The following is a 23,454-nucleotide window of genomic DNA, read 5'->3' on the forward strand; positions in this document are numbered from 1 at the left end:
AGATGGACACCAGGGAAAAAAAGCTGAAACCCAAATCACTTGGCAAACGCATTGCCAGGTCGGCTTTTTTTCAGAGTCTGCTCGCCAATCTGATTGCATTCTACATCTGGTTTTTCGGCAAAACCTGCAAATGGCAGGTCGAGCTGCCCGAAGAAAGCCGCACCATTCTTGAAAGCAATCCGAACGTCATCGGGTGTTTCTGGCATGGTCGCATGCTCATGATGTGCCACGCCTGGCCCTACAGCAGCAAAAAGAATTTCCACATGCTGATTTCAGCGCACAGGGATGGCCGTTTTATTGCGGATGCCATTGAAAATCTGGGGTTCAGCACAATCGAGGGGTCCAGCCGTCGCGGCGGTGCATCCGCACTGATCGGGATCACGCGTGCCCTTCGAAAGGGTGGTGCCGTCGGCTTTACCCCGGATGGCCCCAAGGGACCAAGAATGCGTGCCAAGGCTGGTGCAATCAAGGCCGCACAAATGGCCGGTGTTCCTGTCATTCCCGTTTCCGGTTCCCTGGGCTCGGCAAGATTTCTGTCCACTTGGGACCGCTTCTGCCTGCCCCGTCCCTTTTCCAAAGGCTTGATTCTCTGGGGAAAGCCAATCCATGTCCCCCGGGATGCCGATGACAGCCTGCTCGAGGAAAAACGGCAGGAACTCGAAGAGGCCCTGAACGCCCTGACACGCGAAAGCGACAGGCGCATGGGACAGCCCGAGGTTTTTCCTGACGAGGATCAGGGAGAAAAAGAACGTGCAAAGACCTGATTTCTGGCAAGAGCGAAGCCTGAAAAGCACATGCCTGATGCCACTCGGCTGGCTCTACTCAACTACTGGTCTGTTGCGCCGGGCTTTAACAAAACCCGCCCGGGCAAAATGCCCGGTTGTCTGTGTCGGCAATCTGACCGTTGGAGGCTCAGGCAAGACACCCCTTGTTGCAGCCCTTGCAGAAGCCCTCATTAAAGAAGGCTTCAATCCGCACATTCTCAGTCGGGGTTATGGGGGGAAGCTGTCCTCTCCAACCCCTGTCCGTGTTGATCCAACTCATCACAAAGCCGGGGATGTTGGCGATGAGCCTCTTTTACTGAGTTATATCGCACCTGTCTGGATCGGTTCTGACAGAACCCGGTCTGCTCGTCAGGCCACGGAAGCATCTGCAGATATTCTGATTATGGACGACGGCTTCCAAAATCCCGGACTGCACAAGGATTTTTCCATCATTGTCGTGGATGCCGGTTACGGCTTTGGCAATGAACGCGTGATGCCGGCAGGCCCGCTTCGCGAAAATCTGCACAGCGGTTTCAAACGCGCCGATCTGATCGTGACAATCGGCAGGAGCCAGACCACCCTTTCGACCGGAGAGCTACCCGTTGTCGAGGGAGTTCTGAAACCCTGTCCCCGGACAGCGTCCAGACTGAACGGACGCGATGTTCTCGCCTTTGCCGGAATAGGGCGGCCGGAAAAATTCCACGACAGCCTGAGAGAACTGGGTGCGAGGGTTGTGGAAACAAAAGATTTTCCCGACCATCATCCCTACAGTCCGGCAGAGCTGAAAACCCTTCATGATCAGGCCGAAGCCTCCGGATTGCAGCTCGTGACAACCGAAAAGGATGCGATCAAGCTGAGTGCTGAAATGCGCAAGAATGTCGAGATTCTGCCCGTCCGTCTTGAATGGCAGGACCCAAAAGCCTTTCAGGACTTGCTCAACCGGCTTCAATCCCTGTAAAACCCTGTTTCCCTTCACTTCAGGCCCGATGGATATGTCAGAACGCAAAAAAAACTCCCTGAAACACTGGATGGAATACATCCTCTTCAGGATTTTCTTTGCCCTGATCGGCCTGTTGCCTGTCGACACAGCCTCAAATCTCGGGGGCTGGCTGGGCAGAACCCTTGGTCCTGCCCTGGGGATTTCCCGCAAGGCCAGAAAGAATATCGCCCATGCACTGCCAGAGCTTTCAGCCGAACGCCGTCAGGAGATTCTGGTCGGCATGTGGGACAATCTGGGACGGGTTCTTTTTGAATACCCCCATCTGCCTCAAATCGTTGACCCTGCAGAAAACAGGATTGTCTACGAAAACGAGGAAAACCTGAAAGAAGTCATGGACGATCCGGACAAGGGAGCCATCTTCGCAGCAGGTCATCTCTCCAACTGGGAGGTTGTCCCGCTTTCAGCAGGAGCCCGCGGGATTCCCCTGACCATTATTGTCCGCTCCCCCAACAACAGGCTGGTTGCCGGTCTCGTTGACCGCATCCGCAACTTCAACGGCGTGAAGACCACTCCCAAAGGGCCGGAAGCTGCGAAAACCGGAATGCGGGTGATCAGAAGCAAAAGCAATCTGGGCATTCTTTTTGATCAGCGCCTTTCAGACGGCATCCGCTCAACTCTCTTTGGAAAGCCTGCAGAAACGGCAACAGCCCACGTGGTTATGACCCTGGGCGGTCGCGCTGCAATCCTGCCTGTCGAGAGCCACAGAACAGGCCCCGGACGCTTCAGGATCACCCTGCACAAGCCTGTCCGTCTGGAAAACACAGGGCAAAGCAAGGAAGAGCTGATCCGCGACGGCGTGCAACTTATGAATGATCACCTTGAACAATGGATCAGAAATCAACCTGAAGACTGGCTCTGGCTTCATCGCCGTTTCCCGCGCTAAAAACAAAATATCGCCCCATTTATGATTGAATAATAATTTGTTTCTCAATCATAAAAACGGGGTTATCCATGAAACACAAATTCTTTCTTTCACTGGCTGTTGCTGCCCTGACAACAACAGCTCAGGCTGAAACACGCGACATCATCACCTATGAAAGTGCAGCATCTGCTGTTCAGGCCTGCGCAGATATGGCCCGGGAAAAGGGCTGGAATTTGTCGATTGTCGTTGTTGACAGAGGCGATCATGTCATTGCTTCGGCACGCATGACTGACGCTCTCAGCGCCTCCTACACAGGTGCAAATCTCAAAGCCTCTTCCGCCCTGGCCTGGAACATGCCAACCCGGGACGTTGAAACGTTTATTTCAGACAAGCCCGAGTTCAGAGCCTTTCCGGGGCTTCTCACCATTGCAGGGGGAGTGCCTGTAAAAAGCTCTTCAGGCAGCCCTGTCGGAGCAATCGGAGTGGCAGGAAGCAGTCCGGACAACGATGCGGCCTGCGCTGAAAAGGCAGCCTCTTCCATTCAACAATAAAGCCGACTTCAAACAGGGAAACCCTGCCTCCCTGTTTGAAACCCTGTTCGCTTAATCCTGCGTCAGCTTTTCAGGCTTTCCCTCAACAAGAACAGCCGGATCAACCCTCTGGCTGTACCAGTTCATGCGCCAGTCCAGATGTGGTCCCGTCACACGCCCTGTCGCCCCCATCAGCCCAAGCAGGTCACCCTGCTTCAATTCCTGCCCGACCTCGACCGAAGCCTTCTCCAGATGCAGGAAAGACGAACTGAGGCCATGACCATGGTCCAGTATCACCGTCCAGCCGGAAAAATAGAGATCGCGAACCAGGGTCACCTTCCCGCCGGCAGGAGCATAAACCGGTGTGCCTGTCGGTGCGGCAATGTCCACACCGAAATGCGGACGACGTGGCTCACCGTTAAAGAACCGCTGGCTGCCGTAAACGCCGGAGATCACACCCTTCGCAGGCCAGATGAACGCGTCGGCAAAATCAGTCCGCTCCAGAACCGCCTGACGGGCAAGCCTGACCCGACGCGCGTCATCCTGAATGCGCTTCTGTGTTTCTGCGGGCGGCGAAACGTATTTCCTTGCAACACCTTCAATGCGCTGGATTTCATAATCCCGCTTCCGGAGCGCCTCCTGCTGAACAGACCGGTTCCCGTTCGCCTCAACAAAAGCAAGCGTAACAACGCCCTCCTGATCGCGACCAAAGCCGATCACAAACTCTCCAGCGGGACCAACCTTTACAGCCGTCCCGTCGAGTTCGACCGATGTTCCCGCGGGCACCTGTCCCCTGACAATACCACCCTGGACAAATTCGCCTGTCAGGGACATTTGGGCCTGCGCCAGACGTCCAAAACCTGCCATCACCAGAAGCAGGGAAGAAAAAATCAGCAGTTTCCCGAGATTGTTCATAAAGAGACTTTCCGTTCCTAAAAGAGGCTCGTCTGCCCGCTGTCATCCTTTTTGGGACGCGCAGCTTTTCTTGCCGCAACCTTCACCGGTTGCTCCGGCTCCTGCTGCGGAAGGCCATGATCGGCCTCTCCTCCCTGCGCCCGGGCTGCAACGCTCCGGTCATCAGCAAATTCAATGGACAGCATGTCACCTGCAGAAATTTCATCCGCTTTGAGAACACCGCCATCCTGTCCGCGCACCACAGAGAAACCTCTGCGCAATACATTCTTGTAGGAAACAGACTGCAAGACCCGATCCAGTGCAGAAAGGTCCTGGGCAGCCCGTTCCACGCGCAATTCCAGAGCAGATTTCAGACGCCGTTCCGCATCGACCTGATCCATCTTCTGGTGCTGCAGGGAGATCACCTGGGGACCGGCGCGCTGCAATCGTTCAGACAGAGGTTCAAGCTGCTGTTCCGCAAATCTGATCTGCTGACGCGGATGAGGCAGTCTGGCATTGAGTTCAGCCAGCAGGTTTCCGCGCTGCCGCAACCAGACCTGCATCCCGTTGGTCAGACGTTCCGCCCGTTCGTCCAGTCGCTGCGTCTTTTCCTCGACAATGCGTTGAAGATCCGGCAGGCCTCTGGACAGGGCATCCAGCTGCATCCGGCGCTCACTGCCAAGACGCTGCGCTGCTCCGTAGAGTCTGCGCCCCAGGTCCTGTACTTCAGCAATCAGTTCCGAACGGACAGGGACAGCCATCTCTGCCGCAGCAGTCGGTGTGGGCGCCCGGCGATCAGATGCAAAATCGATCAGTGTCGTATCGGTTTCGTGCCCGACGGCGGAAATGAGAGGAATCCGAGAATCAGCCGCGGCACGAACAACCACTTCCTCGTTGAAGGCCCAGAGATCCTCAAGACTTCCGCCTCCTCTCGCCACAATCAAAAGGTCCGGACGCGGAACCACGCCATCAGCAGGCATCGCATTGAATCCGCGAATCGCCGCAGCCACCTGCTCTGCCGCGCCATCTCCCTGAACCAGTACCGGCCAGACAAGAACACGACGGGGAAAACGGTCCCTCAGGCGATGAAGGATATCCCGGATCACAGCACCAGTCGGCGAAGTCACAACACCGATGACCTCCGGGAGCAGAGGCAGGACTTTCTTGCGCTCTGTTGCGAAAAGCCCTTCTGCCGCAAGAGCCTGACGGCGTTCTTCCAGCAGCTTCAGCAGAGCGCCCTGCCCGGCCAGTTCCATGGACTCAATAATCAGCTGATAGTTTGAACGCCCGGGATAACTGGAAACACGCCCGGTACAGATGACCTCCATTCCATCCTGCGGCTGAACGGACAGCTTCGAGGCCGAGCCACGCCAGCAGATGGAATTGATCACCGCCTGGTCGTCCTTGAGCGAAAGGTAGATGTGACCGGAAGCAGCACGCTTCAGGCCGGAAATCTCGCCCCGCACCCTGACATGATCAAAACGGCTTTCCAGTGTCCGCTTGATGGAACCGGAAATCTCGCTCACCGTCATCGCCGGCGCATTGTTGCCGGTATCACCGCCCCCCGGAGCAGCCGGACCGCGCGGCGGCACAGAAAAAAGATCAGACATCAAAGGCTTTCAGTTTAATGGAGGCGCAACAGGCCCATAAAGAATTCAGCTGATCAGCATCCTAGTGCCTGCAAGAGCGCTCTTCAACTCTCAAAGGCTGGTCAAATGTCCAGCGGTAAGGCATAAGCAAAACAAATCCTTCCTCCTTCGCAAAAAACAGGAGTCCCCATGTCATCCTCTTCTGCCATGAAAGTCCTCGTCGTTGGTTCCGGCGGGCGTGAACATGCCCTTTGCCTCGCAGCCAGCCGCTCGCCACTTTGTTCCGAACTGTTCTGTGCACCGGGCAATGCCGGTATTGCAGATCTGGCAAAATGCGTTGCCATCAAGGCTGAGGATATTGAGGGTCTGGTTGCCTTCGTTCAGCGTAAAGCGATCGATTTTGTCGTTGTCGGTCCTGAAGCCTCACTGGTCCTCGGGCTGGTCGATCGCCTGGAAGCGATTGGTGTTCCGGCCTTTGGCCCCTCACAGGCTGCTGCCGAACTTGAAGGTTCCAAGGGTTTCATGAAGGATATCTGTAAAAAGTACAGCATTCCGACAGCCGCCTATGAACGCTTTACCGATTTGGAAAAGGCCCGGGCTTACTTACAGAAGCAAGGCGCTCCCATCGTCGTCAAGACAGACGGACTTGCAGCCGGCAAGGGTGTCACCGTTGCCATGACACTGGATGAAGCCCTCAATGCGGTGGAAGACGCACTTTCCGGCCGAGCCTTCGGTGATGCCGGGACTGAAGTTGTCATCGAGGAGTTCATGGAGGGCGAGGAAGCCAGCTTTTTCATCCTCAGCGACGGAGAGAACATTCTGCCTCTGGTCACTGCCCAGGACCACAAACGCGCTTATGACAACGACGAGGGACCGAACACAGGCGGCATGGGCTGCTACTCCCCGGCCCCGGTCATGACCGATGCACTGATCGAAACAACACTTGAGCGCATCGTCAAACCCACCATCGAAGGCATGAAAGCTGAAGGCAAACCCTATCGCGGCGTGCTCTACGCCGGTCTGATGCTGACCAGTGAAGGGCCAAAGCTTGTCGAGTACAATGTCCGTTTTGGTGACCCCGAATGTCAGGCACTGTGTCTGCGCGCAAAGTCAGACCTGCTGGCCGTGCTCCATGCTTCTGCAAAGGGGGATCTGTCCCGCTCCTCCATGGAGTGGCTGGACGACTCTGCCCTGCTGGTTGTCATGGCTGCCAAAGGCTATCCCGGCTCCTATGAAAAGAACACTGTTATCAGGGGGCTTGATAAAGCGGCAGGCTGTGAGGGCGTCACGGTCTTTCATGCCGGTACAGCCGCCAACGAACAAGGTGAGGTTCTGGCCACAGGTGGACGCGTTCTGGGCATTACAGCCCTGGGCGCAGACATCAAAACCGCCCAGGATCGTGCCTATGCCGCTGTGGACAGGCTGGACTGGCCCGAAGGCTTCTGCCGCCGCGATATTGGCTGGCGGGAAATCGCCAGGCAGGAAGAGCGATAGACTCTACCGCCTTTCCCGGAAAAAATCCTGCATGAGGCTGGCACATTCTGTCTCCTGCAGTCCTCCGTAAACCTCCGGTCTGTGATGACAGGAGCCCTGCTCATACAGTCTTGGCCCGTGATCCACTCCTCCGCTTTTGGGATCATATGCACCGTAGTAAATCCGGCGAATTCGGGCATGTGAGAGTGCCCCTGCACACATGGGGCAGGGCTCCAGTGTGACATAGAGATCACACCCCTCAAGCCTGTGACTGCCAAAGGCTCTGGCAGCATCACGGATGGCCAGCAGTTCGGCATGGGCCGTCGGATCACAATCCCGTTCAACGCGGTTGTGTGCCCGCGCCAGAATCTGTCCTGTTGCACTGTCGACAACGACCGCTCCCACGGGAACCTCACCCGCATCAAAAGCCTTGCGTGCCTCGTGCAGTGCGCTCTCCATGGGGGAGACTGTTTCAGGAGAAGATGGGGCCTGTGTCATGTGCTATGATCGCATTCGTGGTCAGTTCCTCGCTTATAGCACTTGCAAAGAGTGGCGACCAAGGCCTAGAAAAGCGCACAGAGTCTTTCCCCAGCAAACGGCATTCCCCGAACCATGTCTCAAAAACCATCCAGAACCATCAGAAAACCGCAACCTGCGTCTTCAGCAGACGCCGCGAAACGCCCTGATGGCGAACGCATTGCCAAGGTGATTGCCAGGGCCGGCATCTGCTCGCGCCGTGATGCAGAACGCCTGATTCAGGACGGAGAGGTCAAGGTCAACGGCAAGGTTCTGGAAAGCCCGGCCCTCAATGTCACCGAAGAGGACCGGATCGAGGTCAGGGGAAAACCGCTGCCGGAACGCGAACGTGCCCGGATGTGGGTTTACCACAAACCCAAAGGCGAGATCACATCCGCACGGGACCCCGAAGGCCGCCGGACAGTTTTTGACGGTCTGCCAAAGGATCTTCCTCGTGTTCAGCCTGTCGGGCGCCTTGACTACAACTCCGAAGGCCTTTTGCTTTTCACCAACGATGGCGAAATCAAACGCAAGCTCGAACTTCCCGCAACCGGCTGGAAACGCCGCTACAGGGTCCGCGTACACGGAATCGTTCAGGATGAGCACCTCGAAAAGCTGGCAAAGGGCGTCACCTTTGAAGGCATTCAGTATGGACCGATCGAAGCCGTTCTGGAGCATCAGGGTCCGACCAATGCCTGGCTGATGATGGGACTTCGGGAAGGCAAGAACCGCGAAATCCGACGGGTTTGCGAATCCCTGGGTCTGATTGTGAACCGCCTGATTCGCGTTTCCTACGGACCTTTCCAGCTCGGCGACCTGCAACCGGGTGCTGTTGAGGAAATTCCGTCCCGCTATCTGCGGGATCAGCTTGGACTGCGCAATCAGGATGGCGAGGATGACCAGAAAAAAGTCCCTGCCAAAGGTTCAGGCAAGCCCCGGAACAACCGGAACAGGAACCCGAAACAGTCCCCCTCTGCACCGCGCCGGAAACGCTAACAGATGCGCATTGTCGGTGGACGTCTGAAAGGCAGAAAGATCAGCAGCCCCAAAGGCAGCGACACCCGCCCGACACTTGAAAGAACCCGGGAGGCCCTTTTCAGTATCCTTCTTCAGGGCGACCCGTCGGACGGAATTCTGCAAGAGCGGGGTCTGTCCCGATCACCTCTTCTGGCAGGCCCTGTACTGGATGCCTTTGCCGGGACAGGTGCCCTTGGACTGGAAGCCCTTTCGCGTGGCGCTCCACACGTCTTTTTCATTGAGCAGGACAGCGCCGCCTTCAAAGCCCTGTCCGACAACATCCAGAGCTTCGGCGTCAAGGCAGAGACAGACAGCAGCAGGGGGAATTGCCTGACCCCTCCCCCGGCACGTGAGGCAGCGGGCGTTGTCTTTCTGGACCCGCCCTACCAGAAGGGGTTGATACCCAAAGCCCTGAAAGCCCTCGATCAGGCTGGCTGGATCAATGAACGAACCCTGATCGTTGCCGAAATGATGAAGAAGGAAAAGCTGACCGACGAGGACATCGCAGGCTTTGAAATCTGTCAGGATCGCAGCTACGGCAAAAACAAGATCGCCTTTATTGTCAAAACAGCAGACTGAGCCGGCTCTTATTTCTCCTTGCCAAAGTAGTGACGGTCCCCGGCTTTCGTCTTGTCACGCTGGACCGGGTTCTCTGAAAGCTGCACAGGCTTGTAGTTCGGATCCTTGCTCTTTTCATGCGCCCGTTTAACAGCTTCATAAAGCTTGCCCGCTTCCATAAGCTGTAACTGCTTCGGCTCATCCAGCAACTGGTGCAGCATCTTCCCGCTTTTGTCAAAAAGGCGCATGTAATAACGCGGCCTCGGGGACATGATCTCAAGGCCCGACTGGACGATAAAATCCCCGTAATTCAAGCTGAAAATGCCTGCAGAGACTGTCGGCGTCCAGATTGTCTGTCCTGCCGATGTGGAATGATACAGAAACTCTGCCAACTCACTCAAAGTCATTATCTACACCCCCGATACCGAACAGGCCTGTCTTTTTGTTTCTTTTTACACAAGCCCTTAGCCTACAACCAATGACAGCAAAGCCTTTAAGTCAGGTAAAAATATCACCCTGATTTTGAATAAATTTTATCGTCTGGAAAAGAGTTTCTCAATATCTGTCAATGCCAGTTCCACATAAGTTGGACGCCCATGGTTGCATTGACCGGAATGCGGTGTGTTTTCCATCTCGCGCAGCAGATGGTTCATCTCGTCCAGAGTCAGTCTGCGGCCGGAACGAACAGACCCGTGGCAGGCCATTGTTCCCAGCACCCGCTCAATCTGTTCTTTCAGGCTGAGCACATCACCAATTTCAGCCAGCTCATCGGCCAGATCCTGCACAAGTTGGGCAACGGGGCAACGCTCGCCAAGGATCGCCGGGATTTCCCGAACGACAACAGCACCTGTCCCGAAACCTTCCAGCACCAGCCCCATTTCAGCCAGTTCATCCGCTCTCTTGCACAGACGCTCACAGGCGATTTCATCCAGCTCCACAACCTCCGGCAACAGCAGCATCTGGGTTGCAATACCGCGCTCTGCCATCTGGGCCTTGAAGCGCTCAAGCACAAGCCTTTCATGGGCCGCATGCTGATCGACAATCACAAGGCCTTCCCTGGTCTGCGCAATGATATAATTCTCGTGCAGCTGCGCTCTTACAGCTCCGAGCGGAAAGCTCTCATAGCGCTCCCCTTGCTGCCCGGACATCCCTTGAGGTTCGTGCACAACACCATCCGCATCCACATGTCCTGCCGGGGTGGCCTGTTCAACTCTGGCAGAAGGTTCAAAGCTTTCACTTCCCGGCAATCCCTGCTGTGCAGGTTGCGGGGCATGGTAGTTCTGCAGAGCCTCCGCAAGCTTGCCTGACGGGTAGCTGACAGAAGGCTTTGCCTGCCATTGCGTTCTGGCTCCAGATTCGCCAAAGCCCGCACGATGTGCAGGATGCACGGGTTGATCCGGATAGCTGCCTTCCTGACCGGACGCTCCCGTGGGCTGCCAGCTCTGCTCTGCCCTTTGCCGGGCCTGTTCCAGCATTGTCAGGGCGTGTTCCCCAACCGATGTTGACGAGCGGTGTCCCGCAGCAGCCAGAGCGTGTTTGCAGGCTCCGACAATGAGGCCCCGCACCATGGCCTGATCCCGGAAGCGAACTTCTGTCTTGGCCGGGTGAACGTTCACATCAACAGCTTCACTGGGCAGCTCGAGAAAAAGAGCCAGAAGAGGATGCCGGTCACGCGCCAGAAAGTCCTGATAGGCTGCACGGACGGCCCCCTGCAAAAGACGGTCGCGAACAGGGCGGCCGTTGACGAAAAGATACTGATGCTGGGCATTGCCCCGGTTCAGGGTCGGCAAGCCAATAAACCCGCTGAGGCGAACGCCTTCACGCTCGGCTTCAATGGGCAGGGCATTCTCCCCGAACTCTCGCGCCATAATATTGGAAAGTCGTCGCAAGCGAACATCCAGCAGATCACCGTCGGTTGCCGGAAGGCGCAGGAGCGTGCGACGCTCATCAGAGAGCGTAAAGCCGACATGCGGATGTGCCATCGCCAGACGCTTGATAACATCCTCTGCATGACTTAACTCGGTACGCGGTGCTTTCAGGAATTTCAGGCGGGCCGGTGTCGCATAGAACAGATCGCGCACTTCAACACGGGTTCCCGGATTACAGGCTGCCGGCTGAACCCCGCCAACAGCGCCACCCTCGACACGAATGGAAGCACCGGTTTCAGAATCTGCTGTACGGCTTGTGATCTGCAGGCGCGCGACCGCCCCGATAGACGGCAGGGCCTCTCCCCGAAATCCGAGTGTCTTGATATGGACCAGATCGTCACTGGGAAGCTTTGAGGTTGCATGCCGTTCCACACAAACGGCCAGAGCATCAGCAGGAATTCCCCAGCCGTCATCCTCGACAGTAAAGGCCGTACGCCCGCCATCGCGCATGGTCACATCAATGGTCGTCGCCTGCGCATCCAGGGCATTCTCAACCAGTTCCTTGATCGCAGCCGCCGGGCGTTCAATCACTTCACCGGCAGCAATCTGATTGACCAGTGTTTCGGGCAGGCGACGAATTTCAACAGGATGAGACAAGAGGACCTCTACTCCGGATTAAACACTCCAACAGATACACCAGAGTCCCGACCAACAGAAATTACAGGGGCATGGCCCTGAGTTTCTGACGCGCAATGACCTTGCCCTGTTCCACGGCAGGCTGATCATAGGGATCAATCCCCAACAGTTCGGCAGCGAGGATCGTCTCCAGCATGAAGTGCATCATAATCGCACCCAGAGAACGCTCGTCAATAGCATCCATCAAAATATGTCGAACCGGACGCCAGTTCGATGCAAGAGCATCACGGGTCGCCTCTGCAGAAACAAAAAGCAGATCTCCCAGTGTCCTTTTCTGGAGATAGTCCAGCGATTCCTCATCCCCGATAAAGGCATCAATGGGCAAACCCTCGCCCCGGGAGTCATGATGCAGGATAGTGAACATCTTGTCGGCAGGTCCATCCAGATAAAGCTGCAGCTGACTGTGCTGATCCACAGTGCCCAGCGCACGGATCGGCGTTGTTCCCCTGCCATCCTTGCCAAGGCTTTCCGCCCAGAGCTGGTTGAACCAGAGCCCCAGATCAGCCAGCCGATCCTCGTAAGGCATGATCACCGTCGAGGCAATCCCGAGCCTGGCATTCAGCTGTACCGCAAGGGCAGCACCCGCAGCAGGTGCATTGTCCTCCAGATGATCTGCGGACAAAAAGGCCTCAAGCACATCTGCGGCTCCCTGACGAAGAGCGCGGATATCAAGTCCTGCGATCAGGGCCGGCAACATCCCGACAAGGGAAAAAACCGAATAGCGGCCGCCAATATTGGGATCATGGTCCAGACAGCTGACGCCCAGACGCCGGGCCATCCGGCGCAGGGGATTGTCACTGGGTTCCGTAATCACACAGATAAAACGGCTCAGATCCTCAGGCCTGTGAGCCTCCTGAAACAGGGGCAAAAGCGCCATGAACTGGGACATGGTTTCGGCTGTGGAGCCGGATTTGGAAATCACGATCAGACCAGTCCTGGCCAGCTCCAGCCGATCAAGCAGCTTCTGAAAGGAATAGGGATCAATATTGTCAATGAAGTGAAGGACCGGCCCGTTCTCCCGCCCGGGACTGGCACCACTGGGCAGGGCTTCACTGTTCAGACCACAAAGGGTGCGCCCCCCCAGGGAGGAACCACCTGTCCCGAGAATCAGGACATCGCGACAGTTCTGGCGGAACTCCAGAGCCACGGGCATGACCTCTGTCAGATCTTCCATACCCTGCACAATTGTAAAAGCGGGCAGGGCACCGGAACGAAGGCTCTCCTGCAAGGCGGGCAGGGTCTTTGTCAGACTTTGCAGCGCATCGTCCAGATGTTCCTCCAGCAAACCGTTGGAACCAATCGTTCGGGCCAGACAATTCTCAACATTGTGCTGATAGGACAGGGGCATTTTCAGTCGCTCTGGAAAGGTTGTTTGGGCACACATTAACAAATGCTGCGACCTGTTCAAGTCCGTCACGACATTGTCACATTTGCCAGGCGTATCAGGATCAGTTTTCTGCACTCAAACGCTCGGGTTCGACAGCCACGACGCCCTCGGGTTGCCCTGCGATCACCAGTGTCAGGGCCTCTGTATCCAGAAGTCGACCTGCAACGCGTTGAACATCCGCAAGGCTCAAAGCTTCGATGTAGCTGTTGCGCTTCTCAAGAAAATCCAGAGGCAACGCCAGACGATGCATGGAAAGCAGCATGCCGGCGATCCGTCCGGTGCTGGTGAAACGCAGAGGATAGGACCCTGTCAGATAGAGCTTCGCTTCTTCCAGCTCCCTTGCGGTCGGCCCCTCTTCCTGCATTCTCTTCCATTCTTCACGAAGCAGCGCAACGGTCTCTCCAACGCGGGCATTCTGCGTTGCGGCCGACACAAGGATCAAAGGGGAATGATCCAGATCGTACAGCGACGTGTTGATGGAGTATACGAGACCGCGTTCTTCACGAACCGACTGATAGAGCCTTGACTGGAAGCCTCCGCCACCAAGGATGTGATTGATCACATAAGCCGCATAGAAATCCGGATCATGTCGGGACAGTCCCGGCTGAACACCGTAGATCAGGCTCTGTGGAATCTGCTCGTCAATAACAACAAGCCCTCCCCTGGCCTGTGGCTGGATGTCCTCGACAAACGGGATCTCCGGCTTCAGGGGCAAGGCACCGAAGACAGCATCAAGGAAAACCGAGAGCTCTTCGGCTGAAATGGCACCGGACACACCAATGTGGAGATTCGACCGGGCGAAAAGCGCTCTGTGGAGCTGTCTCAGATCATCCGCTGTCATGCTGTCGAGCGTGTCCTCGCTCCCGTCCACTGCGCGGGAATAGGTGTGCGCGGGGAAATACAGTTCCCGGGCAAAGGTCTGGATCTTTCGCGAGGGACTTTCCTTGCGGGACTGCAGACCCTGACGAATCTGTTCCCGGATCCGTTCAACGGCTTCCGCCTCAAAACGTGGTTCGTTAATCGCAGCCTTCAAAAGCGCCTGTGCCTGAGGCAGTGTCTCGAGACGTGAGACAAAGGTTCCACCGAAACTTTCCCGACCGGAAGAAAAATAAAGCGTGATGGAATCATCGGCCAGAGCCTTCTGGAAAGAGCGGGAATTCCACTGGCCTGCGCCTTCATCCAGCGTTGAGGAAAGAAAAACAGACAGACCTTCCTTCCCCTCGGGATCAGCCGTCGCCCCACCTTCAAAGGAAAACTCCACAGAAACAAGCGGCGTGGTGTGATCCTCGATCAGAAGAGCCTCGATCCCGCTTTCACTGACCACCTTCTGCACACCATAGGCCCGGGCATATCCTGTTACGGAAACCAGAAAGAAAAGAACAATCGCAGCAGTTTTTTTCATTTTCCTAGCTCCCCTCGTTCCGGGCTGTCTTCGGCAAAAGAACACCTGTGACAGAAGCCTCATCCCGGACAAACCTGCGCAAAACACGATTGACGTCATCAACAGTGACAGCCCGAATGGTTTCAGGCCAGTTCTCCACGGCCTCCACTGATGATCCTGTTGTCAGAGCCCGACCAAAAATACCCGGAGCCAGAGTCAGGGAATCCCGTGCAAAAACCGATGCCGACTGAAGCTGCTTCTTTGCCTGCTCCACAGCCTCTGCCGGAACACCCTCCTCCAGAATCCTCCCGACCTCGTTGCGAAGAAGCCTTTCCGCCTCCTCGATGTCCACACCGGTCTTGGGAGCAACGTAAAAGGAAAAATGGGTTCCGTCATAGCTGTCGGCAGCATAACCACTGCCAACCTGGGCAACCCTGTCTCCATCCAGCACCAGCCGCTGATAAAGCAGGCTGTTGGGTCCTGTTCCGATCACCTGATCCAGCACCTGAAGCGCATAGGCGTCATTGCCTTCTGCCACGCGATAGCCCGGTGCATGATAGCGGATACTCAGATTCGGAACACTGACGCGCTCGCTTTCAAGCGTGACACGGCGCGCAGCCAGCTGTTCAGGCTCAACGGCTCTTTTCCGTTCAGGCAGGGCTCTTGGTTCAACTGGCCCGTAATACTTCCGTGCCAGAGGCAGGACATCCTCCAGCGTTACATCACCCGCAACGACAAGGATCGCATTGTTGGGGGCATACCACTTTCTGTAGAAACGCAGGGCCTTTTCGGTTGTCAGCCCCTGAATGTCGGCATCCCAGCCGATAATCGGATAGCGATAGGGGTGCGCCAGATAGAAACTGGCCTGCATGACCTCGGACAGCTGACTTGAGGGGCGATTGTCAATGCGTCCCCTGCGTTCTTCACGGACAACTTCACGTTCCGGGAGCACCACATCATCACTGAGTCTGAGGTTCACCATACGGTCTGCCTCATTGGCCATCATGATCTCGAGACGGTCTTTGGCAACAGTCTGGTAGTAGGCTGTAAAATCCTGTGAGGTAAAGGCGTTCTCCTCACCTCCGTTAAGCGCAACAATGTTCGAGAACTCTCCCGGAGCCAGTTTCTTGGTGCCCTTGAACATCAGGTGTTCCAGAAAGTGGGCGACACCCTTTTCATCCGGACCTTCATCTGCAGAGCCGACCCTGTACCAGACCATGTGCTGCACAATGGGGGCTCTGTGATTGGGGATCACCACAACTTCCATACCATTATCCAGAACAGCCGTTTGCGGATTAAAAACGGCAGCCTGTGAAAGGGACAATGCCCCCAGGGAAAAGGCCATGCTCCAGAAACAGAGCTGAAGGGATTTGGCGAGAACAGAAGGTTGCATCAGGAACTTTCTTTCACAAGGGACAGCGGACTGGACACAACAGAGGTTGGAAACTGTGACAGGAAAAGCAATGCCTCAACAGTCATTGCCCTCACAATTCCTCTCACGTTTCGGTGAAAACAGACACAAAAAAGGGGCGTGAAACCTCTCACGCCCCTTTGCAGAAACAATCTTTCAGTTCTCTCAGAACAGATCCTCGAGAGGAGCCTTGGCCTCCCGGTCAATGGTCGGAGTATCACCCGCACCACGTGTTCCCAGAGCTGCATTTTCCTGAAGGCGACGGGACTCGGCAGTCGGATCGACGACAGTTCCCGGCGGCTGTGCATCCCGCCAGAAGATCAGGGCGTCGGTCAGCTGTTCACTCGCCTTGTTGAAGCTTCGCGTTTCACGATCAACAAGCAGGCGAATGTCTTCCGGGCTGCCTTCGGCACCGGCGCGCTTGAGGAAAGCAGTCTCCGAAGCAGACAGACCCTTTTTGTCGAGAGTGGACTGTTCGTTCGCCGTTTGAACCGAACCATCGATATTAAAGACGGCACGACGTGCACGGGACTGTGGCGTTCCCTCCTGCGGGCGTGCTGCGCCGGGACGTGGCGGACGCAGGTTGAAATCAGGCGGCAGGCTCAGCGGCGCCCGGGTCACAACCTTGAACTCGTCAGGAGAACGCTTGCCCAGTCCAACCTGCTGCTTGAGGCTGTCACTGCATCCTGCCAATGCGAGGCCTGCCAGTATTAACGTTGCTGCCTTCATTTTCATGAACATCACCTGTTATTCAAAAAGCCCCACTGGTCTAGTGCACAAGAAAGGCACAAATAGGGCCGGGATTATTTCTGATCCTTTTTACCCTGAGCAGAGCCGGAGAACAAGCCATCGATCAAGATCAGTGCAACACCAATAAAAACAAGACTGTCCGCAACATTGAAGGCAGGCCAGTGGTATCCCGACAGATGGAAATCAAGAAAGTCGACAACCCCCGGCTGCGTCCAGCGGTCATAGACGTTGCCCATGGCACCACCGGCAATCAACCCGACAGACCAGACCATCAGCGCGCGGGGTTCCTTCCAGAGCCACCAGAACACCCAGAGAACAATGGCAACAGCCAGAACGGACAGGAACAGAACGCGCATCTCTGCATCTCCTGTTCCACCAAAGAGTCCGAAACTGACACCCCGGTTGTACACCAGCACCAGATTAAAGAACCCCGTCACCTCAATAACCTGCGGCGGGTTCATCACATCATTGAGAATGATCCATTTGCTCCACTGGTCCAGCAGCCCGAAGACAGCAGCCAGCAGCACGGCAAGGCCTGTTGCCTTTGCCGGGGACATTTCCGGGACGGCCACGGTTCTTTCCGGTGTACTGGTTCCGGGTTGCTCTGCCACGGTACGTTTCCTCAGGCTGACAGCACAGACGCACAGCGCGCGCAGGTTGCCTCTGCCCGGGGATGCTGACCAACATCCGGCAGAATTTTCCAGCAACGCTGACACTTCTCGCCTTCAGCAAGATCGACAACCACACCAACACCGTCAACATCCTGAAGAACGAAGGCTCCTTCCGGAGCGGAATCGCGGACAATGTCGATCTGGGACGTAATGGCAATCTCGGCCATGTCCTGGCCTTCAATGGCACTCAGCAACTCTTCACGCGTGATAAAGACAGAAGGGCGTCCCTGCAGACTGGAACCGATTTTCTTCTCGGCCCGCTGCAGCTCCAGAGCACCGGTCACGACCCGGCGTACATCACGGATTTTTGCCCAGCGTTCGGCAAGCTCACCGTTTTTCCATTCGGACGGAATATCCATGAACTGACGCAGGTGAACAGATTCTTCCCCGTTTGCCTTCCCACGGGCGAGCCACGCTTCCTCTGTGGTGAAGACCAGAATAGGAGCAAGCCAGGCTGTCAGACAGTCAAAGAGGATATCCATCACGGTACGACAGGCACGACGTTCCAGTGAATCAGCACCATCGCAATAGAGCGCATCCTTGCGGATATCCAGATAGAAGGCCGACAGATCAAGGGCACAGAAGTTGTGCAACGCCTGATACATGGCATGGAAGTCGTAGTCAGCGCAGGACTTGCGAACAATCACATCCAGTTCTGTCAGACGGTTCAGAACCCAGCGTTCCAGCTCCGGCATTTCGTCAAACGGCAGACGCTCTGACTCTGTGAAACCATCCAGCGCCCCCAGCAGGAAACGCAGGGTGTTTCTGAGGCGGCGATAGGCATCGGCCTGATACTTCAGGATTTCCTCGCCGACACGCAGATCCTGGGAATAGTCGGAGGCAACCACCCACAGACGCAGGATATCAGCACCATAGCGCTGGGTGATGTCTTCAGGAGAGATCACATTGCCCAGGGATTTGGACATCTTGCGACCTTTTTCGTCCAGAACAAAACCATGGGTCAGAACTGCATCATAAGGCGCGCGCCCCCGTGTCCCTGCAGATTCCAGCAGGGAGGTGTGGAACCAGCCACGGTGCTGATCGGACCCTTCGAGATAGAGATCCGCAGGCCACTTCAATTCAGGGCGCTGCTCCAGAACAAAGCTGTGTGTGGAACCCGAGTCGAACCAGACCTCGATCACATCCAGAACCTGCTCGTAGTCTTCCACCTTGTAGCCATTGCCAAGGAAGCGTGACGGGTCACTGTTGAACCAGGCATCGCCTCCCTCCTCTCGGAAAGCCTCGACAATGCGGTCCAGCACAGCCTGATCACGCAGGGCTTCCCCTGTTGCCTTGTGTACAAAGATCGGCAGGGGGACACCCCAGACACGCTGGCGGGACACACACCAGTCCGGACGGTTTTCCACCATGCTGAACAGACGGTTGCTGCCCGCAGAAGGAACAAAGCGTGTGTCTTCAATCGCCTTGAGTGCCTTTTTGCGAAGATCATTGCTTTCCATGGAAATGAACCACTGGGGTGTATTGCGGAACACCAGCGGCGCCTTGGAACGCCAGGAATGCGGATAACTGTGGCGGACAGAACCCTTTGCCAGCAGGGAGCCCTGCTCCATCAGAGCCTTGATGGATTTTCCGTTCGCATCCCCCGGCTTGCCGTCCTGGGTATAGACACAGGCGCCTGCAAAGAAAGGAACATGGTCGTAGTACACACCCGCCTCATCGATCATGCGCGGAATTTCCAGACCGAACTTCTGCCCCAGAACCGCATCGTCCGCACCATGGCTTGGCGCAATGTGAACAAATCCGGTACCGGCATCCGTCGTGACAAAGTCGGCAGGCAGAACAGGACGCGGAGCATCATAACCGCCCTCGGCACCTTCCAGTCCACGGAACGGGTGGGCCACGCTCGCGCCTTCAAAGCTGCTCACAGCACCCAGCTCTTCCCAGTCCTCGATTTTGGCGTCGGCCTTGACCTGATCGGCCAGGTCCCTGTTGAGAACCAGACGCTCCCCAACCTTTGCCAGGGCATCTTCCGCAACGGTCCGAACCTCGTAAACGGCATACTCGAATTCCGGACCATAAGCGATGGCCCGGTTGGCAGGCATGGTCCACGGTGTTGTCGTCCAGATCACGACGCTTGCGCCTTCCAGAATGGAATCCTGCGCAGAGAGCACAGGGAAGCGGACCCAGATGGTCGGCGACTTGTGCTCGTGATATTCCACTTCGGCATCGGCCAGTGCCGTCTTTTCAACCACGGACCAGAGAACAGCACGGGAGCCCTGATAGAGACCACCGTTCATCAGGAACTTGCCGAGTTCCTGTGCGATGATTGCCTCTGATTCATAGTTCATTGTCTTGTAGGGATTGTTCCAGTCCGCCTCGATACCGAGACGCTTGAATTCCCCGATCTGGATATCGATCCACTTGTTGGCAAATTCACGACATTCCTGACGAAACTCGACGACCGGAACCTCGTCCTTGTCCTGACCGCGGGACCTGTAACCTTCCTCGACCTTCCATTCGATCGGCAGACCATGACAGTCCCAGCCCGGGACATAATGGGCATTCTTGCCCTGCATTTGCTGGGAGCGGTTGATCACATCCTTGAGCACCTTGTTCAGGGCATGCCCCATGTGCAGGTGACCATTGGCATAGGGAGGGCCATCGTGCAGTGTGAAAGCTTCACGACCCTTGCTGGCCTCACGAATTTTCGTGAACAGTCCAATATCCTGCCAGTGCTTCAGAATTTCCGGCTCTTTTTTCGCCAGACCGGCACGCATGGGGAAATCTGTTGTCGGCAGGAATACCGTGTTTTTGTAATCCACTGTCATGGACTGTCACTTCCGTATCTTACTGTTCACTGGCCAATCGGCTCTTACCGATCAGTCCATTCAATTCATCACTTCATCTTGGCGAGTTCTGCACGGGCAGCCTCGCAATCCCTGGCGATCTGGGCCTTCAGTTCGTCCAGTCCGTCAAATTTCATTTCCGGACGTAAAAAGTCAACCACCTGAACCCGCAAATCTGTTCCATAGAGATCCTCATCAAAGTCAAAGATGAAAACCTCCAGATTAATTCCCTCACCCTTTACGGTGGGACGGCGGCCAATATTCGCCACAGCGTCGTACCAGTAGGTCAGTCCTGTTCCCTCAATCAAACCGGCCTTGGCAACCCTTACGGCGTAGACACCGAGAGCCGGTGTCAAATAATCGCTCATGGAAAGATTGGCCGTCGGGAAACCAATGGTCCGGCCCCGTTCAAAACCTCTGATCACCGGTCCGTCAATTTCCCAACAGCGCCCCAGAATGGCCGCGGCCTCCCTTGGCTTTCCATCACGCAGGAACTGACGCACGCGCGAAGACGACAGAACTTCCCCACTTTCATCCAGCACAGCCCCTGCTCCGGTGACACCAAAGCCGAGCCTTTTACCACTTTGTTCGAGCACCTCGACATTGCCGCTGCGCCCCTTGCCAAAGCAGAAATCCGCTCCCACCACGAGATGACAGGCACCAAGCTGCCCGACCAGAACCTCCTGAATGAAGTCCTCAGCACTCAGCGCGGCAAATTCCTCTGTAAAGGCCTGGAGGAAAACATGATCAATCCCCGTCTTCTGCAGGGCGCGGGCCTTGGCAACAACGGGGGTCAGACGAAAGGATTCCTGCTCCGGCTTGAAAAAGAGACGTGGATGAGGTTCGAAAGACAGAACAGCCAGTGGTGCCTTGAGGTCCTCGGCAACCTTGCGTGCAGTCGCAATCACAGCCTGATGCCCGCGATGAACTCCATCGAAGTTACCAATGGCAACGACAGCACCCCGGGCGCTGTCGGGCAAATTCTTGAGGTTGTGGAAAACTGCCATGAGACCTGTCTGTCCTGTTCATCTTTCCCGCATCTGACGCAAACCCTATGAATAAAGTCACAGGCCCGATGATGTAAAGACTAATCGCTGTCTATTCAGACTTCTCCTGCTCTTCACGCTGCAGAACAGCGGCAAAGAAACCATCGGTCCCGTCTTTCGAGGGAGACAGCCGCAGCATCTCGCCAAGGTGATCCGGACATTCCGTTTCAAAAACATCAGCCCAGAGGCTGCTCACAGGAACCAGTTTGAAATCCGGTCTGGAGCGCAAAAAGGCGGAAATCTGTTCTTCATTCTCTGCAGGCAAGAGGGAGCAGGTGGCGTAAACAAGACGGCCACCCGGGCGCACAAGACGCGCCGCAGAGGTCAGAATAGAGCCCTGAAGGTCACAAAGCTCGCGAAGGTCCTCTTCATCCTTGCGCCACTTGGCATCAACCCCGCGGCGCCAGGCCCCGGTCCCGCTACAGGGGGCATCAACCAGGACACGGTGGAACTTGCCCTTGTGATACTTGACCCAGGGATCGCGCTCGCTTCCGAGCACCTGGCGTTCGGCATTGAAAACGCCGGCCCGCTTGAGACGCAGGGCAGAGCGCTGAAGGCGCTTGCTGTGCACATCCGTCAGAACAAGTTGTCCACGGTTTTCCATGGCAGGGGCCAGTGCGAGGGACTTGCCACCTGCTCCGGCGCAGAAATCGACGATTCGTTCACCGGGTTGCGCCTGCAGCAGGGCCGCCACCATCTGGGAGCCAAGGTCCTGAATTTCAATGGCACCCTCCTGATAGAGAGCCACCTTTCCAAAGCTTCGCGGAAAATTCAGACAACGAAGCGCATAAGGCGTCTGCGGCAGGGCCTCTGTCTTCCAGCCCTGTTTGGAAAGCGCTGTGATCGCTGCATCCCTCAGGGAAGCTTCGCCCTTTTCATTGGACATTTTAAAAGGGTTGATCCGCAGATCGAGCGGAGCCTCTTCGTTCAACGCATCCAGTTCTTCACCGAAACGTTCACCAAACACGGCTTTCAAACCGTCATAGGCCCAGTCCGGACACTCGTGACGCACCTCTTCGGGCATATCCGGATGGTTCAGCGGTTTGCCCTGCAGCGGAAGCAGCAAGGCGCGTTCATTGTCTGTCAGCGGCTTGAGCAGCACCTTGCCACCCCGGCAGTTGCGATCCAGATCCTCAACGCTTGCGCCCAGTCCGACCACCTGATCAACCAGAAAACTGCGGCGCAGTGAAGGCGTGTGCCCGGCCTCTGCCAGCCACCAGAGCACGCGACGGTAGCGGCGCATATAGCCCCAGACGCCCTTGCGAATGGCAACCTTGTCCTTTTCCGTCAGATGGGAAGAAGCCGAACGCATGGTTTGCGCCAGGGCCTCATCAAGCTGGCAATCCTCCCAGGACATGGTCTCAAGAGCACGCCACATCAGCGACAGGCGCTGCGCGTGAGGCAGGCTTTTGTTTTCCTGTTTCTGTACCGGCTCTGCAGATGCTCTTGAGGACGGACGACTTTGAGAACGATCATCCCCGCGGCGGTCATAACCCCGACTGTCACGACCATCGCGATCACTGCCACGGCCGGAAACAGAACGCTCACCCCTTCCCCGTCCACGGTTGTCGTCACGATCACGGGAAAAGCGCTTCTTCTGAGGGCCACGATCTGTCATGAAATCATCATCGCCATCCCGGTTTTTCCGGGCCGAAGGTGTGCGCCCACTGGTGGCAGGACGTGCAGGACGACGCACAGTCCTTTTCGGACGATCCTCTTCCGGCTTGTCCTTGAAATCATCGCTCATGATCAGGCCTCACCCATCAGTGCAGCTTGTTCTGCCTTGCCGAAACCGACGCGAATAACGGTATCCCCTGCTCCGGACGCCTCGCTGACTGGACGTTTGATCAGTGCCGGATGCTCCAGCAACAAGGCGCGAACGCCCGCATCATCCAGATTGTCCTTGAGGCTGTCATCCAGACCACGCCAGGTTGTCCCCCGCTTGTTGAGCAGAACCTCCCAACCCAGCGCAGAAAGCCAGCGATCCAGCATCTCCGCGTCAAGACCATCCTTGCGCAGATCATGCAACCGCACATCAATACCCTTGTCGCCCAGCATCTTGAGTGCCTTGCGGCAGGTGTCACAATTCTTGAGACCATAGAGAACAACAGAGGCGGACATAACAGAAACTTTCCGGAAAAATTTCGGGGTCAAAACAGCTTTTGCAGGGAAATCACCTCAATCAAAAGAGAGAGGCTTTCGTCTTTCAGGTTCTTGAGCTATCACGAGGGGCA

Annotated in this window: 21 protein-coding genes; 7 read left to right on the forward strand and 14 right to left on the reverse strand. The window is 56.2% G+C overall.

The features are described 5' to 3' along the window. The first annotated feature begins 2 nt into the window (after positions 1 to 2). The 4 genes from AAAH10_RS02835 to AAAH10_RS02850 all read left to right on the forward strand — a co-directional run bounded on the left by AAAH10_RS02835 (position 3) and on the right by AAAH10_RS02850 (position 3,177). Positions 3 to 764 carry a lysophospholipid acyltransferase family protein gene (locus AAAH10_RS02835; protein WP_343560335.1) on the forward strand — a complete coding sequence of 254 codons (762 nt, stop codon included), beginning with the start codon at positions 3 to 5 and terminating at the stop codon, positions 762 to 764. Then, positions 751 to 1,722 (forward strand): tetraacyldisaccharide 4'-kinase, encoded by a 972-nt coding sequence (gene lpxK, locus AAAH10_RS02840; protein WP_343560337.1) that lies wholly within the window; start codon positions 751 to 753, stop codon positions 1,720 to 1,722. The genes AAAH10_RS02835 and lpxK overlap by 14 nt, the downstream gene beginning before the upstream one ends. Positions 1,723 to 1,756: 34 nt before the next feature. Next, the gene (locus tag AAAH10_RS02845; protein ID WP_343560339.1) at positions 1,757 to 2,647 is read left to right on the forward strand and encodes a lysophospholipid acyltransferase family protein; all 891 of its coding nucleotides are present in this window, start codon (positions 1,757 to 1,759) and stop codon (positions 2,645 to 2,647) included. Positions 2,648 to 2,715: 68 nt separating this feature from the next. Further along, positions 2,716 to 3,177 carry a GlcG/HbpS family heme-binding protein gene (locus AAAH10_RS02850; RefSeq protein ID WP_343560341.1) on the forward strand — a complete coding sequence of 154 codons (462 nt, stop codon included), beginning with the start codon at positions 2,716 to 2,718 and terminating at the stop codon, positions 3,175 to 3,177. Between the two features lie 51 nt (positions 3,178 to 3,228). Here AAAH10_RS02850 and AAAH10_RS02855 read toward each other — a convergent pair whose 3' ends face one another. Further along, positions 3,229 to 4,071 carry a M23 family metallopeptidase gene (locus tag AAAH10_RS02855; RefSeq protein ID WP_343560343.1) on the reverse strand — a complete coding sequence of 281 codons (843 nt, stop codon included), beginning with the start codon at positions 4,069 to 4,071 and terminating at the stop codon, positions 3,229 to 3,231. Between the two features lie 17 nt (positions 4,072 to 4,088). Further along, entirely contained in the window at positions 4,089 to 5,660 is a 1,572-nt protein-coding gene (gene xseA, locus AAAH10_RS02860; RefSeq protein ID WP_343560346.1) for an exodeoxyribonuclease VII large subunit, read from the reverse strand. A 186-nt stretch (positions 5,661 to 5,846) separates the two neighbouring features. Between xseA and purD the strand changes: the two genes are divergently transcribed. Beyond that, positions 5,847 to 7,133 (forward strand): phosphoribosylamine--glycine ligase, encoded by a 1,287-nt coding sequence (gene purD, locus AAAH10_RS02865; RefSeq protein ID WP_343561324.1) that lies wholly within the window; start codon positions 5,847 to 5,849, stop codon positions 7,131 to 7,133. A gap of 3 nt (positions 7,134 to 7,136) precedes the next feature. Here purD and AAAH10_RS02870 read toward each other — a convergent pair whose 3' ends face one another. Beyond that, complete coding sequence (locus AAAH10_RS02870; protein ID WP_442490258.1) at positions 7,137 to 7,610, reverse strand: nucleoside deaminase; 474 nt, start codon at positions 7,608 to 7,610, stop codon at positions 7,137 to 7,139. A 114-nt stretch (positions 7,611 to 7,724) separates the two neighbouring features. Here AAAH10_RS02870 and AAAH10_RS02875 point away from each other — a divergent pair, with 114 nt between their 5' ends. Together AAAH10_RS02875 and AAAH10_RS02880 are read left to right on the forward strand one after the other, a co-directional pair. Next, on the forward strand, positions 7,725 to 8,624 hold the full coding sequence (locus AAAH10_RS02875; protein ID WP_343560348.1) for a pseudouridine synthase: 900 nt from the start codon (positions 7,725 to 7,727) through the stop codon (positions 8,622 to 8,624). A 3-nt stretch (positions 8,625 to 8,627) separates the two neighbouring features. Beyond that, on the forward strand, positions 8,628 to 9,224 hold the full coding sequence (locus AAAH10_RS02880; RefSeq protein ID WP_343560350.1) for an RsmD family RNA methyltransferase: 597 nt from the start codon (positions 8,628 to 8,630) through the stop codon (positions 9,222 to 9,224). 8 nt (positions 9,225 to 9,232) lie between these two features. Here AAAH10_RS02880 and AAAH10_RS02885 read toward each other — a convergent pair whose 3' ends face one another. The 11 genes from AAAH10_RS02885 to AAAH10_RS02935 form a co-directional block, all read right to left on the reverse strand. Further along, entirely contained in the window at positions 9,233 to 9,610 is a 378-nt protein-coding gene (locus AAAH10_RS02885) for a hypothetical protein (RefSeq protein ID WP_343560352.1), read from the reverse strand. Between the two features lie 126 nt (positions 9,611 to 9,736). After that, positions 9,737 to 11,728, reverse strand: coding sequence for a DNA mismatch repair endonuclease MutL (gene mutL / locus AAAH10_RS02890; protein ID WP_343560354.1), 1,992 nt, complete (start codon positions 11,726 to 11,728; stop codon positions 9,737 to 9,739). A 61-nt stretch (positions 11,729 to 11,789) separates the two neighbouring features. Beyond that, positions 11,790 to 13,115 carry a phosphoglucose isomerase-related protein gene (locus AAAH10_RS02895; RefSeq protein WP_343560356.1) on the reverse strand — a complete coding sequence of 442 codons (1,326 nt, stop codon included), beginning with the start codon at positions 13,113 to 13,115 and terminating at the stop codon, positions 11,790 to 11,792. Between the two features lie 100 nt (positions 13,116 to 13,215). Further along, positions 13,216 to 14,556: a M16 family metallopeptidase gene (locus AAAH10_RS02900; protein ID WP_343560358.1), complete on the reverse strand. Its 1,341-nt coding sequence runs from the start codon at positions 14,554 to 14,556 to the stop codon at positions 13,216 to 13,218. Between the two features lie 4 nt (positions 14,557 to 14,560). Then, a complete protein-coding gene (locus AAAH10_RS02905) occupies positions 14,561 to 15,928 on the reverse strand; it encodes a M16 family metallopeptidase (RefSeq protein WP_343560360.1) in 1,368 nt (455 codons plus the stop codon). A gap of 183 nt (positions 15,929 to 16,111) precedes the next feature. After that, positions 16,112 to 16,681 (reverse strand): DUF3035 domain-containing protein, encoded by a 570-nt coding sequence (locus AAAH10_RS02910; protein WP_343560363.1) that lies wholly within the window; start codon positions 16,679 to 16,681, stop codon positions 16,112 to 16,114. Between the two features lie 68 nt (positions 16,682 to 16,749). Continuing rightward, the gene (gene lspA, locus AAAH10_RS02915; protein ID WP_343560365.1) at positions 16,750 to 17,307 is read right to left on the reverse strand and encodes a signal peptidase II; all 558 of its coding nucleotides are present in this window, start codon (positions 17,305 to 17,307) and stop codon (positions 16,750 to 16,752) included. Between the two features lie 11 nt (positions 17,308 to 17,318). Beyond that, positions 17,319 to 20,156 carry an isoleucine--tRNA ligase gene (ileS, locus tag AAAH10_RS02920; protein ID WP_343560367.1) on the reverse strand — a complete coding sequence of 946 codons (2,838 nt, stop codon included), beginning with the start codon at positions 20,154 to 20,156 and terminating at the stop codon, positions 17,319 to 17,321. Between the two features lie 68 nt (positions 20,157 to 20,224). Continuing rightward, a complete protein-coding gene (locus AAAH10_RS02925) occupies positions 20,225 to 21,181 on the reverse strand; it encodes a bifunctional riboflavin kinase/FAD synthetase (protein WP_343560369.1) in 957 nt (318 codons plus the stop codon). Between the two features lie 91 nt (positions 21,182 to 21,272). Further along, positions 21,273 to 22,967 carry an RsmB/NOP family class I SAM-dependent RNA methyltransferase gene (locus AAAH10_RS02930; protein WP_343560371.1) on the reverse strand — a complete coding sequence of 565 codons (1,695 nt, stop codon included), beginning with the start codon at positions 22,965 to 22,967 and terminating at the stop codon, positions 21,273 to 21,275. A gap of 2 nt (positions 22,968 to 22,969) precedes the next feature. Continuing rightward, positions 22,970 to 23,341 (reverse strand): arsenate reductase, encoded by a 372-nt coding sequence (locus AAAH10_RS02935; protein WP_343560373.1) that lies wholly within the window; start codon positions 23,339 to 23,341, stop codon positions 22,970 to 22,972. Positions 23,342 to 23,454 lie beyond the last annotated feature (113 nt).

It is taken from the genome of Carbonatibacter coralli (assembly GCF_039592655.1).
Classification (GTDB): domain Bacteria; phylum Pseudomonadota; class Alphaproteobacteria; order Kiloniellales; family Kiloniellaceae; genus Carbonatibacter; species Carbonatibacter coralli.

Bases quoted from the DNA above. Each gene is read 5' to 3' on its own strand.
- AAAH10_RS02835 (WP_343560335.1), top strand. From the start codon at position 3: ATGGACACCAGGGAAAAAAAGCTGAAACCCAAATCACTTGGCAAACGC.
- AAAH10_RS02845 (WP_343560339.1), top strand. From the start codon at position 1,757: ATGTCAGAACGCAAAAAAAACTCCCTGAAACACTGGATGGAATACATC.
- AAAH10_RS02850 (WP_343560341.1), top strand. From the start codon at position 2,716: ATGAAACACAAATTCTTTCTTTCACTGGCTGTTGCTGCCCTGACAACA.
- AAAH10_RS02855 (WP_343560343.1), bottom strand. From the start codon at position 4,071: ATGAACAATCTCGGGAAACTGCTGATTTTTTCTTCCCTGCTTCTGGTG.
- xseA (WP_343560346.1), bottom strand. From the start codon at position 5,660: ATGTCTGATCTTTTTTCTGTGCCGCCGCGCGGTCCGGCTGCTCCGGGG.
- purD (WP_343561324.1), top strand. From the start codon at position 5,847: ATGAAAGTCCTCGTCGTTGGTTCCGGCGGGCGTGAACATGCCCTTTGC.
- AAAH10_RS02870 (WP_442490258.1), bottom strand. From the start codon at position 7,610: ATGACACAGGCCCCATCTTCTCCTGAAACAGTCTCCCCCATGGAGAGC.
- AAAH10_RS02875 (WP_343560348.1), top strand. From the start codon at position 7,725: ATGTCTCAAAAACCATCCAGAACCATCAGAAAACCGCAACCTGCGTCT.
- AAAH10_RS02880 (WP_343560350.1), top strand. From the start codon at position 8,628: ATGCGCATTGTCGGTGGACGTCTGAAAGGCAGAAAGATCAGCAGCCCC.
- AAAH10_RS02885 (WP_343560352.1), bottom strand. From the start codon at position 9,610: ATGACTTTGAGTGAGTTGGCAGAGTTTCTGTATCATTCCACATCGGCA.
- AAAH10_RS02895 (WP_343560356.1), bottom strand. From the start codon at position 13,115: ATGCCCCTGTCCTATCAGCACAATGTTGAGAATTGTCTGGCCCGAACG.
- AAAH10_RS02900 (WP_343560358.1), bottom strand. From the start codon at position 14,556: ATGAAAAAAACTGCTGCGATTGTTCTTTTCTTTCTGGTTTCCGTAACA.
- AAAH10_RS02905 (WP_343560360.1), bottom strand. From the start codon at position 15,928: ATGCAACCTTCTGTTCTCGCCAAATCCCTTCAGCTCTGTTTCTGGAGC.
- AAAH10_RS02910 (WP_343560363.1), bottom strand. From the start codon at position 16,681: ATGAAAATGAAGGCAGCAACGTTAATACTGGCAGGCCTCGCATTGGCA.
- ileS (WP_343560367.1), bottom strand. From the start codon at position 20,156: ATGACAGTGGATTACAAAAACACGGTATTCCTGCCGACAACAGATTTC.
- AAAH10_RS02925 (WP_343560369.1), bottom strand. From the start codon at position 21,181: ATGGCAGTTTTCCACAACCTCAAGAATTTGCCCGACAGCGCCCGGGGT.
- AAAH10_RS02930 (WP_343560371.1), bottom strand. From the start codon at position 22,967: ATGAGCGATGATTTCAAGGACAAGCCGGAAGAGGATCGTCCGAAAAGG.
- AAAH10_RS02935 (WP_343560373.1), bottom strand. From the start codon at position 23,341: ATGTCCGCCTCTGTTGTTCTCTATGGTCTCAAGAATTGTGACACCTGC.